The 14,982-nt window shown below is 70.9% G+C and carries 11 protein-coding genes; 5 read left to right on the top strand and 6 right to left on the bottom strand.

Going from position 1 to position 14,982, the window contains the following annotated elements:
- The first annotated feature begins 59 nt into the window (after positions 1 to 59).
- Positions 60 to 560, top strand: a complete 501-nt coding sequence (locus OG741_RS04290) for a hypothetical protein (RefSeq protein WP_266485066.1) — start codon at positions 60 to 62, stop codon at positions 558 to 560.
- An 82-nt stretch (positions 561 to 642) separates the two neighbouring features.
- On the opposite strand, the gene OG741_RS04285 is transcribed toward OG741_RS04290, so the two are convergent.
- Both OG741_RS04285 and OG741_RS04280 read right to left on the bottom strand, forming a co-directional pair.
- Positions 643 to 2,568 carry an N-acetylmuramoyl-L-alanine amidase gene (locus OG741_RS04285; RefSeq protein ID WP_405595296.1) on the bottom strand — a complete coding sequence of 642 codons (1,926 nt, stop codon included), beginning with the start codon at positions 2,566 to 2,568 and terminating at the stop codon, positions 643 to 645.
- 355 nt (positions 2,569 to 2,923) lie between these two features.
- Positions 2,924 to 4,048, bottom strand: coding sequence for an aminoglycoside phosphotransferase family protein (locus OG741_RS04280; protein WP_405595294.1), 1,125 nt, complete (start codon positions 4,046 to 4,048; stop codon positions 2,924 to 2,926).
- Positions 4,049 to 4,280: 232 nt separating this feature from the next.
- On the opposite strand from OG741_RS04280, the gene OG741_RS04275 reads away from it, so the two are divergent.
- The gene (locus OG741_RS04275) at positions 4,281 to 5,774 is read left to right on the top strand and encodes a hypothetical protein (RefSeq protein ID WP_405595291.1); all 1,494 of its coding nucleotides are present in this window, start codon (positions 4,281 to 4,283) and stop codon (positions 5,772 to 5,774) included.
- Between the two features lie 111 nt (positions 5,775 to 5,885).
- Here OG741_RS04275 and OG741_RS04270 read toward each other — a convergent pair whose 3' ends face one another.
- On the bottom strand, positions 5,886 to 7,328 hold the full coding sequence (locus OG741_RS04270; protein ID WP_405595288.1) for a PP2C family protein-serine/threonine phosphatase: 1,443 nt from the start codon (positions 7,326 to 7,328) through the stop codon (positions 5,886 to 5,888).
- Positions 7,329 to 7,662: 334 nt separating this feature from the next.
- On the opposite strand from OG741_RS04270, the gene OG741_RS04265 reads away from it, so the two are divergent.
- Together OG741_RS04265 and ligA are read left to right on the top strand one after the other, a co-directional pair.
- On the top strand, positions 7,663 to 7,941 hold the full coding sequence (locus OG741_RS04265) for a DUF4440 domain-containing protein (protein WP_405605379.1): 279 nt from the start codon (positions 7,663 to 7,665) through the stop codon (positions 7,939 to 7,941).
- A gap of 47 nt (positions 7,942 to 7,988) precedes the next feature.
- Positions 7,989 to 10,103, top strand: a complete 2,115-nt coding sequence (gene ligA / locus OG741_RS04260; RefSeq protein ID WP_405595286.1) for an NAD-dependent DNA ligase LigA — start codon at positions 7,989 to 7,991, stop codon at positions 10,101 to 10,103.
- Between the two features lie 13 nt (positions 10,104 to 10,116).
- On the opposite strand, the gene OG741_RS04255 is transcribed toward ligA, so the two are convergent.
- Positions 10,117 to 10,728, bottom strand: coding sequence for a GNAT family N-acetyltransferase (locus OG741_RS04255; protein WP_405595284.1), 612 nt, complete (start codon positions 10,726 to 10,728; stop codon positions 10,117 to 10,119).
- Positions 10,718 to 12,793: a penicillin acylase family protein gene (locus OG741_RS04250; RefSeq protein ID WP_405595282.1), complete on the bottom strand. Its 2,076-nt coding sequence runs from the start codon at positions 12,791 to 12,793 to the stop codon at positions 10,718 to 10,720. The genes OG741_RS04255 and OG741_RS04250 overlap by 11 nt, the downstream gene beginning before the upstream one ends.
- A gap of 87 nt (positions 12,794 to 12,880) precedes the next feature.
- Between OG741_RS04250 and OG741_RS04245 the strand changes: the two genes are divergently transcribed.
- A complete protein-coding gene (locus tag OG741_RS04245; RefSeq protein ID WP_405595280.1) occupies positions 12,881 to 13,606 on the top strand; it encodes a siderophore-interacting protein in 726 nt (241 codons plus the stop codon).
- 81 nt (positions 13,607 to 13,687) lie between these two features.
- On the opposite strand, the gene OG741_RS04240 is transcribed toward OG741_RS04245, so the two are convergent.
- A complete protein-coding gene (locus tag OG741_RS04240; protein ID WP_405595278.1) occupies positions 13,688 to 14,863 on the bottom strand; it encodes an alpha/beta hydrolase family protein in 1,176 nt (391 codons plus the stop codon).
- Between the last annotated feature and the right edge of the window lie 119 nt (positions 14,864 to 14,982).

Genomic DNA, 14,982 nt, shown 5'->3' with positions numbered 1-14,982 from the left:
GTCCCAGAGGCTTCGGGCCCCGGCTCGGCCGGGCCCGCCCGGACACGTACCATGGCGGTATGTCCTTCCTCCGCCGCCGCAGCGCCGCCACCCCCGCGGGCCCGGACTTCGACGTCCTGGCCATGGACCCGGGCGACTGGCCCGGCAATCTCGGCGCCGGTCTGCTGCCCGCCCCCGACGGAACCTGCCAGGGCGTCTTCCTGCGGTACGACCTGTTCGGCGGCCGCGGCCCCGCGATGATCATCGGCAATCTGCCGGAAGGCTCGCCGGCCCGAGAGCTCGAAGAGGGACAGATCCCCTTCGAGGTGGCCCAGCTGCTGCTGGCGCTGGAGAACGACGAGCCCGTCGACGTCGTGGGTGTCGAGGACACGCCGGTGATGCAGGGCGACAACCTCCTGATCGTGCGCCGCGTCAAGCTCTCCGAAAGCCGTATCTCCTGCGTGCAGTTCGACCGCAGCGACAATGTCCTCGTCACGATCGCCAGCTGGGACCGGCCGATCACCGACGATCTGTACGCGCTGCTCAAGCCGCTGCCCGCGGAGCTCTTCCAGCAGGGCTGACACCTTCGGCACATCCGCGCCCATGAAGCGTGGGCGGTGCGCCACCGGACCCCACGAACGATGGCGCACCGCGGCTCGCGTACTACCGCACCAGGGTCACGTCGGCGGCCTTCACGAAGGCGACCCGGTGCCCGAACTGGATCTCGTAGTACGGCTCCTGGCCGCGCACCACCGTGTGTCCGGCCGTGTCGAACGTCGTCGCGTAGAGATACTCACCGGGCATCCTGTCGCCCACCACATACTTCTGACCGGCGAGGAGCTTGTACGGCAGCGGCGAGATCGCCTGCACCGGGACACCGGCCGGGTATGCCGCCGCCTCCGGGTAGGCACGCCCGTACACCGGGATCTGTGGCGCGCCCGGCTTCGGTGTGAGCAGCACGCCCCGGGCGCCGACCGCCGTCGGCCGTGAGCGCGGGTTGTGGAACCACGCCTGCTGACCCAGAAACCAGATCGCCGTCCAGTCGCCCTCGCGACCGGCGACCGCGTACTGCTGGCCCGTCGAGGCCCGGGCGCCCATGTCGTTGACGCCGGTGGTGGAGTCCTCGCCGCCGGGGCGCAGACCGATGTCCTTGACCAGCGGGGCGTCCTCGGCGGGTGCGGTGTGCAGCCGTACCGCACCCGAGCCGTGCGGCACGCAGGCGTCGGCGGGCTTCACACAGCCCGTGTACACCGGCTGGTTCCGCGCGTAGTCCGGGCGGATCGTGACCACATCGCTGCCGGGCCCCGCGGTCGGCGTGAACGGGCGGCCCAGCAGCCGGAAGTAGTGCGACCAGTCCCAGTACGGGCCCGGATCGGTGTGCATCCCGCGGATCGTCGCGGCCGTCGTGCCCGGCACATTGTCGTGTCCCAGAATGTGCCGGCGGTCCAGCGGGATGCCGTATCTCTTCGCGAGGTACCTCACCAGCCGGGCCGACGAGCGGTACATCGCCTCCGTGTACCAGGCGTCCGGCGAGACCAGGAAGCCCTCGTGCTCCAGACCCACCGACTTGGCGTTGACGTACCAGTTGCCTGCGTGCCAGGCCACGTCCTTGAGGGGCACGTGCTGGGCGATGTGCCCGTCCGAGGAGCGCAGCGTGTACTGCCAGGAGACATACGCCGGGTCCTGGACCAGCTTGAGAGTGGTGTCCCAGGAGCCTTCGGTGTCGTGGATGACGATGAACTTCACCGACTGGGACGCGGGCCGGTCCGCCAGATCGTGATTGCCGTAGTCGTGGTCGCCGAACTCCTCGTACGGCGCGGGAATCCACTCGCAGGCCACGGTCAGCGGGCACTCCGTTTTCCGCGCGTCCGCCGTCCGCAGCCCGAGGCCGGCCGCCTGCGCCGGATCGGTGACCACGGCCGGGTCGGCCTCGAGCGCGACCCGCTGACCGCTGTCCGTGATCCGCGACTCGCCGGTGCGGATCACGTCGAATACGTCGTTGGCGTACGTCGTCGCCGTCGCGACGTCGTCGGCGCCGGAGAAACGTGCCACCGCGCCGTACCAGTCCGCCGGGTCCTCGCTCAGCGGGCGGCCCAGCTTCTTCTGCGCGTCCGCGAGCAGGGCCGCGCCACCGCTCACATTGGCGGCAGGATTGTCCCGAAGCCGCCCGGCGGAGTACCCCGACAGCTCTGCCGCCCGGTCCATGGTCCGCAGCCGGGCCGGGAGTTCGGACACCTGCGGAAGCTCCGCCCCGGCGGTCATCGGCGCCGGTCGGGCGTCGTCGCCGCGCGCGTCCTCGCCGCCGTGCGAGTGGTGCGGCGCCTCGGCCAGTGCGGTCCTGGCATCCGTCAGGTGCATCGGCCCGTAGCCGCCCGTGACGCTCGCGGCGCCGCCGTGCGTGTCCCAGCGGGACTGCAGATACGAGACGCCGAGCAGCACGCTCTGCGGCACCCGGTACTTCGCGGCGGCCGCGGCGAAGTCGCTCTGCAGCCCGTCGCCGGCGCGCTGTTCGGCGGTGGCCGAAGGACCGGCCGAGACCAGTGGCAGCAGCAGGGCGGCGGACGCCACCGCGCCCCCCGCTCTCAGCATGCGCCGGCGGACGCTTCTCACTCGTACGGGGGCGGATCCTTGCAAGGCGGCCTCCAGGGACGGATGGTGCGTGACGAGCCTGCCGGGTCGTGTTCGTCTACAGGCGTATCGACTCCCGGACGATCCGTCAATCTTGGCTCGCGGTAAGGATTTCGCACGTCAGCACGCATGTCGCCGAGTTTCGGCGGCACCGGTCCCGGGCCTGCGGCGCGTCAGTGGCGTGGACCAATGTCCGTATACGGAAGGCATGTTCGGGTGTACGGCAATGCGGGTCGGGAGCGGGCAGCACAACGCGCCGCGCGCCCAGTGTGTCGGCACTGGGCGCGCGGCGCGTTTCCCCCTCTGTGGCGGTCGGTCAGCGAGTGCCGACCGCCGCGCGCACGGCCCGGCGGGCCATTGCGCAGTCGTCGTGCAGCCGCCGCAGCAGCAGACGCTGCTCCTCACCGGCCGACAGTCCGCCGGGCGGAATCTGGGCGCCGCCCGCGGGCGGCGCGTCCCGCATCGTGCGCTGAACGGCCGTCTCGTAGGTACGGATCTCCCGGGTCAGCACCATCATCAGATTCACCAGGAACGCGTCCCGCGCGGCCGGTCCCGCCTGCTGTGCCAGCTGACTGATCTGACGGCGCGCCACCGGCGCGTCCCCCAGCACCGACCACAGCGTCGCCAGGTCGTAGCCGGGCAGATACCAGCCGGCGTGCTCCCAGTCGACCAGCACCGGACCCGTGGGCGACAGCAGGATGTTGGAGAGCAGAGCGTCGCCGTGACAGAACTGGCCCATGCCCTGCCGTCCGCCGGCGTGCGCCAGACCGTGCAGCAGCTTCTGCAGGTCCCCGAGGTCGCGGTCGGTGAACAGCCCCAGCTCGTGGTAGCGCGAGATGCGCGCCGCATAGTCGAGCGGGGCGTCGAACATCCCGGCCGGCGGGCGCCAGGAGTTGAGTCGCGCGATCGCGCCGAGGGCGGCCCGTACATCGGCACGGGGCGGAGCCTCGGCCGGGTGCCGTGCAAGGGCCGCCGCCCGGCCCGGCATCCGCTCGATCACCAGTGTGCAGTTGTCGGGATCCGCGGCGATGAGCCGCGGAACCCGCACTGGTGGGCGGTGCCGGACGAAGGCGCGATATGCAGCTATTTCGTGGCGGAGCCGCTCGGCCCAGACGGGCGAGTGATCCAGTAAGCACTTGGCGACCGCCGTCGTCCGTCCGGTGGTGCCGACGATCAGTACCGAACGTCCGCTGCGGCGCAGCACCTGCACCGGATGGAACTCCGGGCAGATCCGGTGCACCGACGCGACAGCCATGCGCAGCTGTGCGCCCTGAGGGCCGGACAAGTCGATTCTCCCGCTGAGGGGTTGGCCGACGGCTCCCGCCGGCCGTCGAGCCCGGCCGGCGTGGATCGGGTCGAGATACGGCCCGGTGCCGACGGCCGGGACAGCGGTGCGCTGCGGCCGGTGAGGGACGGACACGGAGGACGATGCTGTGTACATGGGGTGACAGATCCCTTCGTGTGCCGACAAGTTGCGTACGCGGCCCCGCCCCGGCAGCCGGGCAACACCCTGGGGAATGCCTCCGGCTGCCGAGCCGAGGTGGCGCGTTCCTACGTCACACCCCCTCGCGGGTGGCACACCATCTGGCGCACCCTGGCGAACCGTGGCGAATAGTCGCCAGCCCTATGACAGAGGGTTAGTGTCAACTCAGCCGAGAACCTGGGGGCTTGACGTGACCGGAGAACCCAACACCCGCCTCTGCGACCTGTTCGGCCTGGCCGGCTGGTCCAAGGGCGAACTCGCGAGACTCGTGAACCGGCAGGCGGCGGCCATGGGCCACCCCCAGCTGGCGACCGACACCTCACGGGTGCGGCGTTGGATCGACATGGGGGAGACCCCGCGCGATCCCGTGCCACGAGTGCTGGCAGCTCTGTTCACCGAGCGACTCGGTCGTGTCGTGACCATCGAGGACCTCGGGTTCGTACGAGTCGGGCGAGCGGGTAGACGGCGGGACGTCAAGGGAGCAGGCAACCCTGACGGCCTTCCGTGGGCGCCCGAGCGGACGGCGGCGGTCCTCACCGAATTCACGGGAATGGACCTCATGCTCAACCGACGCGGCTTGGTGGGTGCGGGCGCCGCGCTCGCCGCAGGCTCAGCACTCAGCGGCGCCATGCACGACTGGCTGCACACCGACCCCGCACTCGTCCAGGACGCTCCCCGTACCGACCATCCCCTGCGCGCCGACCCCGCTGGGTTCGACCGCTATGAGGCCGCCCCCATCGGGTCGCAGGAGATCGAGGCACTGGAGCGTTCCGTCGAAGTGTTCCGCGCCTGGGACGCCGCCCGCGGCGGCGGGCTCCAGCGCAAGGCAGTAGTGGGGCAGCTCAACGAAGTGGGCGGCATGCTCGCCTACCACCACCCCGACCATCTCCAGCGGCGCCTGTGGGGCGTCGCCGCCAACCTCGCCGTACTCGCCGGCTGGATGTCCCACGACGTCGGCCTCGAACCCACCGCCCAGAAGTACTTCGTCATCGCCGCCCACGCGGCACGCGAGGGCGGCGACCGCCCGCGCGCCGGCGAAGCGCTCTCCAGAGCTGCCCGGCAGATGGTCCATCTGGGCCGTCCCGACGATGCCCTGGACTTGATGAAGCTCGCCAAGTCCGGCTCGGGCGAACAGGTCCTGCCGCGCACCCAGGCGATGCTGCACACCATCGAGGCCTGGGCACAGGCGTCCATGGGCCGCGGCCAGGCCATGCGCCGCACGCTCGGTGAGGCGGAGGACCTCTTCGTCTCCGACAAGAGTGATGTGCCACCGCCGAGCTGGATGCAGATGTTCGACGAGGCGGATCTGCACGGCATGCAGGCACTCGCCTACCGCACCCTCGCCGAACACGACCCGTCCGCCGCGGCCACCGCGCAGAACCACGCCAAAATGGCGCTGGAGCTGCGCGAAGGCGGCCGACAGCGCTCGAAGATCTTCGACTACATCTCACTGGCCTCGGCATGCTTCATCGCCGACGACCCCGAACAGGCCGACCGCTACGCAAGGCTGGCACTCGTCTCGATGGGGGAGACCTCCTCGCACCGGACGTGGGACAGGCTGCGGGAGATGTACCGGCTGACCGGACACTACTCCGGCTATCCGAAGATCCAGGATCTGCGCGAGGAGATCCAGCTGGCCCTGCCCAACAGCCCCTCGAAGAAACCGAGGAGCGCGGAAATCTAGTCCAGTCCAGCGCGGTACGCGCCGTACAGTCCAGCGCGGTACGCGCCCCAGGACCCGACCCCACTACTGACCTCTACCGACCCACTGGGCGAGCCTGCCCACGCGGGCCTTCTACGCGCCGATCCTCGCGACCATCACGCAGGCGTCGTGCTCACGGCCGTCCTCACCGAAGGTCTCGACGACCGTCCGTACGCATTCCTGGGCGTCGCGGGCCTCGGCGAACCGCGGTGCCAGCGCGAGCAGCCGGTCCGTGTCACCTTCCTCGGCAGCGTTCCTGCGCGTCAGGCCGTCGGTGTGCAGGATGAGCAGATCGCCGGGGAGCAGCCGCACCTCGGCCTGCTCGTACTCGGCGCCGGACGTCGCACCGAGCAGCACCCCGTCGGGCGGCGTCAGGGCGCGCCCCGTCCCGTTGCGGAACAGCAGCGGGGCGGGGTGCCCCGCCTGCGCCCAGGACAGGGTCCGGCTCGCCGGGTCGTACCGGCAGCACACCGCACTGCCCAGGGCGGGCTGCACCGAGGTCTCCAGAAGCTGGTTGAGATGCGCCATGAGCGGCCCGGGCCTGATCCCCGCAACGGCCATTCCGCGCAGGGCGCCCAGCAGCATCGCCATCGCCGATGTCGCGCTCACGCCGTGGCCGGTCAGGTCGCCGACGCTCAACAGTGACTCGCCGCAGGGCAGTTGGAGCGCGTCGTACCAGTCGCCGCCGATCAACGCGCTGTTGGCGGACGGCAGATAGTGCGCCGCGACATCCAATGCGGTCGGCCCGTCGCCGTCGAGCGGGAACTGCAAGGATCCCCGCCAGGGCGGAAGTACGGCCTCCTGGAGCTCGACCGCGAGCCGGTGCTCCGTCTGCGCGAAGTGCTGGCGGCGCTGAAGGGAATCACGGGTCTCGCGCACCGCGCGCTGGCTGCGGCGCAATTCGCTGACGTCCCGCAACACGGCCCACATGGCGGCGGTCGATCCGTCGGAGTCGAGTACGGGCTCGCCCATCATGTGAACGGTGCGGACCCTGCCGTCGGGGCGCACCATACGGAACTCGCCGTCGATGGGCCGGCCGTCCACCAGACAGTCCGTCACCAGCGCGGTGAGCAGGCCCTGGTCCTCCGCGAAGACGATGGAGGGCAGCTCGTCCAGAGACATGGGGCCGCTCTGCGGGGAGCGCCCGAGGATCTGGTACAGCTCGTCGGACCAGCTCACCTCGTCGGTGAGGAGATTCCATTCTGCGCTGCCGACCCGGCTCAGGAGCGATCCGGTGGTCCGGGCGTTGTCCGCCTCGTACTCGGCGAGCTCGTCCTCGAAGGCGTCGAGCGGCTCCTGCGGCAGGCCTTCCTTGAGCTGTCCCAGGTGCGAGCCGAGGTCGTCGAGATGGTGAACGGCGAGGTCGCACAGTGCCCGCTGCCAGCGCCCCTGCGGGTCGTCCTCGTCCGTCGCGGCGTCCCGGCGGACGGCGTCCACGTCGCCGCGCAGCCGGCGCGTCCGGGTGATCAGCGCGTCGACGGTGCCGCGCTCGGGCGGCTGCGGGGCGGGACGGTCCGCGAACACATGGGACGGCATGTCGTACTCCGATACAGGCGCGGCCACAGCCAGGTCTCAACAAATGGACCGGTTACGACTGTTGCACAGGGAGCGATGGCCCGTAAGGGATTTGGCAACACTCGATACGGTGGTGCCTCTGCCATATGCCAATGGCCGCCCGGGCGGGACGGCGACGGCGTCGTGTACGCCTTCGAGGCGACACTGCCCGCCGCGCCCGTTTTCCGCTTGACGGACACCTCTGACGGTACAAGGCTCGCGCCATGTATGACGAGGCGGAACAGTCGGTCGACGCGGCGGTCGAGGGGGAACTGCACCTGCTCGATCCGGTGGTGCGAGCCTCGCCGGCGAGGTCCTGGAGCTGCTGGACCCGGAGTTCTTCGAGTTCGGGGCATCGGGGCAGCGCTGGGACCGTACGACGATTCTGAGCACGACGACACCGGTTCCGGGCGAGCCGGTGAAGCCCGTCGCCGTCAGCGACCTGCATGGCACGCTGCTGGCTCCCGGGCTCGTTCAGGTGACGTACGTGTCCGACGAGAGCGGCCGCCGGGCCCGCCGCAGCTCCCTGTGGCGCAGGAACCCCGAGGGCTGGCGGCTGTACTTCCATCAGGGGACGCCGATCGGCTCGGAGTAGGCGGCCGGCAGCGCGGGCCAGGGCCGTTGTCAGTGGTGGGCGGCACTATGAGAGCCATGACGACATCAACTCCCGCGCATGCCGCTGCCGCGACTCTCGAAGACTCCGCTGCCTACGCCGAGGCGGTCGAGACCGCGACGAAGGCCGCCGCCGCGTACTACGCGACGGGCGAGAGCACCCTCGACGACGATGCGTACGACCGGCTGGTGCGCGGCATCGCCGCTTACGAGCAGGCGCATCCGGACGAGAAGGCGGACCGGTCGCCGACCGGGAAGGTGGCCGCAGGCGCGGCTGTAGGGGATGTGCCGCACACGGTGCCGATGCTGTCCCTGGACAATGTCTTCTCCGCCGAGCAGCTGCAGTCGTGGGCTGCCTCGGTGGAGCGCCGGATCGGCCGGCCGGTCGAGCAGTGGAGTGTCGAGCCCAAGCTGGACGGCCTGGCGATAGCCGCTCGCTACGAGCACGGGCGGCTCGTCCGGCTCATCACCCGGGGTGACGGCAGCGCGGGCGAGGACGTCTCGCATGCGATCGGCACCATCACCGGCCTGCCGGACCGGCTGGCAGAGCCGGTCACCCTGGAGGTGCGCGGCGAAGTGCTCATGACCAACGAGCAGTTCGAGCAGGCCAACACGGCGCGCACCGAGCACGGCGGGGCTCCTTTCGCCAACCCGCGCAACGGCGCGGCGGGCACGCTGCGCGCCAGGGACCGCGAGTACCGGGTGGAGATGACCTTCTTCGGTTATGGCGCGCTGGCGCTCGCGGACTCCGGCGAGGTCCTCGCCGAGCAGTTGGGGGAGTGGCCGCACAGCGCTCTCATGACATACGTCGCGGGCCTCGGTGTGCACACCGCCGAGACCACCGCCGTCGCGCCTCGCACCCTGAGCACCGTCGAGGAGATTCAGGCGCGCGTCGGTGAGATAGGGGCGCTGCGTCCTCAATTGCCGTTCGGCATCGACGGCATCGTCATCAAGGCCGACCTCGCCGCCGACCAGACTGCGGCGGGCAACGGTTCGCGTGCGCCGAGATGGGCCATCGCGTACAAGCTGCCCGCCGTGGAGAAGGTGACGACACTGCTCGGTGTGGAGTGGAATGTCGGTCGCACCGGCATCATCGCGCCCCGCGCGGTCCTGGAGCCGGTGGAGATCGACGGATCGACCGTCACCTATGCCACCCTCCACAACCCCGCCGACATCACCCGCCGCGATCTGCGCATCGGCGACCGCGTGATGGTCTACAAGGCGGGCGACATCATCCCTCGTATCGAGGCGCCGGTCGCCCATCTGCGTACGGGGGACGAGCAGCCGATCGGCTTCCCCGAGGCGTGCCCGCAGTGCGGCTCGGAGATCGACACCTCCGAGCAGCGCTGGCGGTGCGTGCGAGGGCGCGACTGCCGGCTGGTGGCTTCCGTCTCGTACGCCGCGGGGCGCGACCAGCTCGACATCGAGGGCCTCGGTACGACGCGCGTCGTCCAGCTCGTCGAGGCGGGCCTGGTCAGCGACTTCGCCGGTCTGTTCTCGCTCACCAGGGAGCAGCTGCTCGGCCTGGAGAGGATGGGGGAGACGAGTACCGACAATCTTCTGGCTGCCATCGGGGCGGCGAAGGAGAGGCCGCTGTCCCGGGTCTTCTGCGCGCTCGGCGTCCGCGGCACCGGCCGCTCGATGTCACGCCGCATCGCGCGCCACTTCGCGACAATGGAACACATACGAGCCGCCGATGCCGAGGCCCTCCAGCGGGTCGACGGCATCGGCGTGGAGAAGGCCACGATGGTGGTGGCCGAACTCGCCGAGCTGGGACCGCTCATCGACCGGCTGGCCGCGGCGGGCGTCAATATGACCGAGCCGGGTGCGACCCCGCCGGTCGAGGCCGAGGAGGACGGGGGCGAGGCGGCCGCCGCGGACGAGGGCCCGCTGGCCGGGATGACCGTCGTGGTCACGGGCGCGATGACGGGCGTCCTGGAGAAGCTCTCCCGCAACCAGATGAACGAACTCGTCGAGCGGGCCGGGGGCAAGTCCTCCTCCAGCGTCTCCAAGCGCACTTCACTGCTTGTCGCCGGTGAAAACGCGGGATCCAAGCGGGAGAAGGCCGAGCAGCTGGGCACCCGGGTCGTCGGCCCGGACGAGTTCGCCGAGCTGGTTGCCGACTTCCTCGACCGGACCGGCTGACGGGCCCGGACGCTCAGCCGCGGCGCGCCATCGCGTCGCGGCTGAGAAAGGCCAGCCGGGCCCGCTTCTCCGGCTTGTCGATCTCGGGTCCGAGCACGAAACCGGCCCGCACCATGCGCTCGATGGCCTTCGTGTTGCGGGCGTCCGGCTCGACGACGATCCGCCGGTGTGCCGGGTCGGAGAGTGCGTAGGCGATGAAGGCGCGGAGCAGCTCGCCGGTGAAGCCTCGCTGCGGGGCGCCGTTGGCGGGGCCGATCAGGAGGTGGACCCCGAGGTCGCCGGGCTGCACGTCGTAGCACTCGCCGACCGGGTCGGCGTCCGGTTCGTACGTCTGAAAGAGCGCGACCGGCTCACCGTCCCGCTCGACGAGAAAGGCATGGTGGGTGGTGAGCGAGTCCAGGTACTCGTACATCTCCTGCACCTGCTCGCGGCTGTGGTCGGTCATTCCCCAGTAGCGGGCGCGTTCCTCGGTGACCCAGCCGTGGATCAGACCGGCGTCGGCGGCGGGATCCACCGGGACGATGCGTACGGTCCCGAAGCCGTCGACGACCTTCTCGAACACGGCCTCGCGAGGCCGGGCGGCGTCCTGGCGGGCGGGGGACTGCGCGGTGGATTCAGACGTCATGGCTCTCCTCGGTGAGTCGGTTCCAGTCGGTGACGAGGGGGGCGAGTTCGCCGCGCAGCCACAGCGGCAGCTGGTCGCGGTGATGGGCGTCGCCGGGTATCCCGGACGCGCCGAAGGGGACCACCCAGAGGCTGTCCTCGCGGCACCCCAGGTCCCACACATAGCGAGCGGCCGGTCCTCGCAAACTGTGGTCGGTGATGCCCGGCACGCTCGACGTGGACAGCACGCAGTCGTGGTCGCCGGACAGTCCCGGCCACACCTCGGGCTCGGCGTCCGGCTCCGCGCCGGGCAGTGCCTGCCACGGTGCGAGCCGGTGCCGCTCACCCCAGGGCGTGGGCGTACGGACCGTGCCCGCGACCTCCTCCAGTGCGGCGCGTACGACATCCGCGCGGTTCAGGCCGGGCAGTGCAGCGGTCGTCAGCAGCCCCTCCAGTGCGAAGGCGACGCGGGGGACGAGCGCCAGCCAGGGCCGGAACAGCTCGGGATATGGCGCCGACTCGACCCGTGTGGCCAATTCCTCCAGTTCCGGATGCTCCGCGATGCGCCGTACCACCGCGGATCGCACCTCCGCATAGGCGGTGGCGTCCACGCTGTCCGCGTCCATCCGGAGGTCCCAGCCCAGCAGTTGGTCCCGTAGGACCGCGGCGTCCGCGCTCAGCCCGCCGAGCGTGGCGACCAGCTCCAACAGGGGCTTGGCGGAGGCGAGTCGACTGTCCATATGGACGGTGGCCATGCCTTTGGCGGTCCAGGTGTGCGACTCCTCGAGCAGGGCCCGTATGCGTTCGGCCCGGTGGGGTGGTGCGAACTCGACTCCGAGCGGCGCGGCCAGGCCTCGCTGGTTCGCCATCACCGCGATGCCTTCCACCCTCTCGCGGGGCAGCGGTTCGCTGCGGCCGCGCCATGTGTGCGCGGCCTCCCAGGCGGGCACGACACGGAGCCGGTTGTCCGGGTGCCGAGGGGGCACCGCGCCGGCGACTCGGTGCAGCAGTCCGCCCGCGGTGTCCGCCGCCTGTACGACATTGACGGGCTCCGACCAGTGGTCGAAGGCCCGGTCCACATCGGCGACCGTCCGCGCGCGCAGCAGCGCGGGAAGCGCGCCGAAGCCGAGGTCCCCGCTCACCCGAGGGGGAACGCGCAGACTGATCGCCACATCCTCATCGGGGCCGCCGATCACGACCGGCCCGCGCGCGGTCCCGATCACCTCGACCACGACGGGGTCACCGCCCGCGACGTCGACGGTCTCCCGGTGCGCGGAGGCAGGACTCCAGCCGTCGGGGCCGAGTGCCTCCACGTCCGTGCCACGTCTTCGCAGCCGCTCCCGGTAGAGGTCCTGGTAGTCGGCCATGGCATTGGTGATCGCCCAGGCCACGCTCCCGGTGTGCCCGAAGTGCGCGATTCCGGGGACGCCCGGCACGGCAAGACCCACCACGTCGAACTCCGGGCAGGCCAGGCGGATCTGCTGATAGATCCCCGGGTCCTCGATGAACCGGTGGGGGTCGCCCGCGATCAACGGCGCCCCGCCGGCCGTGCGCTCGCCGGTGACGAGCCAGCCGTTGCTTCCCGACGTGCCGTTCCCGTCGGTGGCGAACAGCTCGATCGCCTCGTCGCCGAGGGCGCGGGCGACCTCCTCGCGCCACAGCTTGGTGGGGAAGCCCGCGAAGAGAATGTGGGTGGAGAGCCAGATCCCCAGCGGCGTCCAGGGGCGCCAGTGTCCGGGGGCCAGTCCGGCGGCCGCGAACTGAGGAGCCCGGCGGGCGCCCTCGTCGAGACCGGCATTGACCCCGTCGACGTACCGCGTGATCCACGAGGCGGTGTCCTCGTCGAGGCTGCCGAAGCAGCGCCGGGCGGTGTCGTCGAGCCGCGACCGGCGGGCGAAGACGTCCCACCCGACGGCGTCCCGGCCCAGGAAGGCGGCGGTGGTTCCCTGTGACCGGTGCCGCTCGACCTCGATCTGCCAGGCCCGGTCCAGCGCGGCATTGCGCCCCTGGGCGAAGGCGAGTTCGCTCGCGCTGTCTGCCCGCAGATGCGGGATTCCCCAGGCGTCCCGGTAGATCCTTGTGCTCACTCTGTTTCCCGACTCTTTAGGTTAGGCTGGCCTAACTTAAAGCACAGGTGTTCGGGTGACAAACCCGGCCCAGGGGAGGAGAACGCTGTGGGGCATGGCTGGGAGGGCGTCGTCCTCAAACTGATGCGCGGCAAGGACTTCGAGTTCACCGTGACCGGCGCCGAGGAGGTCACCGACCACTTCCGCAGGGTGCACTTCACCGACGGCGGCATGCTCGCGCTGACCGGCGTACACCCGACCATGTGGGTGCGTATCTGGTTCGACGACGGCGGCAAGCCGCATCAGCGCGCCTACACCCTGGTCGACGCGGACCCGGACGCCGGGACCTTCAGCCTGGAGTTCGCACTCCATGACGGCTGCGCCAGCGACTGGGCGCGCAAGGCCCAGCCCGGTGACACCATCGAGGCCACCCTCCAGGGCACCGGCTTCACCGCCCCCGACCCGCTGCCGGCCCGGCTCTTCGTCATCGGCGACCCCGCCTCGCTCCCCGCGATCAACTCCCTGCTCGACGCGCTGCCTCGAGTACCGGCGACGATCTGGTTCGAGACGACGCACGATTCGGACAAGGACCTGCCGCTGCGCGTGGACCCGGCGCACCACGATCTCCGCCGGGTCCCGCGCCGCGACGCGGGTGCGCACCTCGTCGACGAGGTGAAGGCGGCACTGCCCGGCCTGCTCGACGACCCGGCGGGCGCGTACGTATGGATCGCCTGCGACACGGCGACGACCCGGGCGCTGACCACCTACGTACGCAAGGACCTTGGCCTGCCCAAGGACCGCGTCAACGCCCTGGGGTACTGGCGCGCGGCGTGAGGGGGTGGGGCGTCGGCCGGCCGCGGCGAGCGGCCGGCCGGTCTCGGAGGAGTTACGACTGACGCCCGCGCCCGCGGCAGATCAGGGGTTGTGCAGCTTCACCTCCGGGTTCTGCGGCGAAGGCCCGTCGAGCAGCGGCTGGGGGATGCCCCGAAGATGCAGGTCGTAGAAGGCGCCCACATAGCCGAGGGTGATCTCGCCCGCGCGCTGCCCCGGCAGCGGCTCCGCCGGATCGCTCATCCCCAACTGCGCGCCGAACACCGGCAGATCGGTGAAGGCGAAGTGCCCGGAACCGGCGACCGTCACCCAGCGCTTCCAGCCGTCGAGACGGCGCCAGGCCCGGTCCCAGGTGGGGTCGCTGCTGCCGCCTGGGCTGTGACCCGCCTCCGTACCGAGCAGCATGAAGGGACGTCCGCCGAGCCCGGCCGCGGTGGGCGCGGTGGCGAAGCCGCCGTCCATGTTCACCCCGGCGCGGATCCGCCGGTCGAGAGCCATCGTCGAGGCGGTGCTCGCGCCCCCGATGGAGTGTCCGCCCATCCCGATCCGCTTCGGGTCGATCAGCCGCGCATACCGCCAGGCCGAGTGACGTCCCGTCAATCTGTCCAGCACGAAGGAGAGATCCTTGGCCCGCCCGTTGGCGATCGCTTCGTGATCGGCCTCGTCTTGGGCGAGTTCACATGCCGTACAGGGCAGGATCCGGCCGCCGGGGAACGGCACACCCACCGCCTCGTAGGCATGATCGACGGTGGCGACGACATAGCCGCGGCTCGTCAGTTCCTCCGCGAGGGCGCTGATCGTCGTACGCGGAGCGGTGAAGCCGGGGGAGAGGACCACCAGCGGGAAGCGGCCGTGCGCGCGCCGCGCGCCGGTGGCCGAGTGGGTGCGGGTGCCGCTGAGAACCTCGGCGGGGACGAGCTTGTCGAGGTCCTGGTACTCCAGCAGGAGCCGGGCCGACTCGGTGGTCATGTACGGGGCTTGTGTGCCGGTTCCGGGCCGCGCCGGGTAGTACATCGACACCATCAGCTCGCGGGCGCCCGCCTCGGGCACCCAGTGGTCGGTGCGGGACGTGTCGACGAGGTGCAGGGTTTCGCGTCCTACGGCGTACGACCCGGTCGGGCGCGGCAGGGAGAGCCGAACCTCCTTGGGCGCGAGCGCGGCGACGGCGGGACCGTGCTGAGGAGCGGCTAACGCCGTCCCGGTGCCGGCCAGTGAGAGCACCAGCGCGGCGGCGACGGCGGCAAGACGGACTCGGGGCATCGAGGAGGTCCCTTCTCCCGTTGGCCGCGCAGGGGGCGACAGCCTCATGAAGGGGGAGCCTAGGAAGCGCCCGCGGGCGAGGCGTCACTCCACGGGGCCAACTCGCGCTACCGCTCACG

Origin of the sequence: Streptomyces sp. NBC_01410 (assembly GCF_045040195.1) — a bacterium.
Lineage (GTDB): Bacteria > Actinomycetota > Actinomycetes > Streptomycetales > Streptomycetaceae > Streptomyces.
This window is presented reverse-complemented; position numbering and strand designations above follow the sequence as displayed.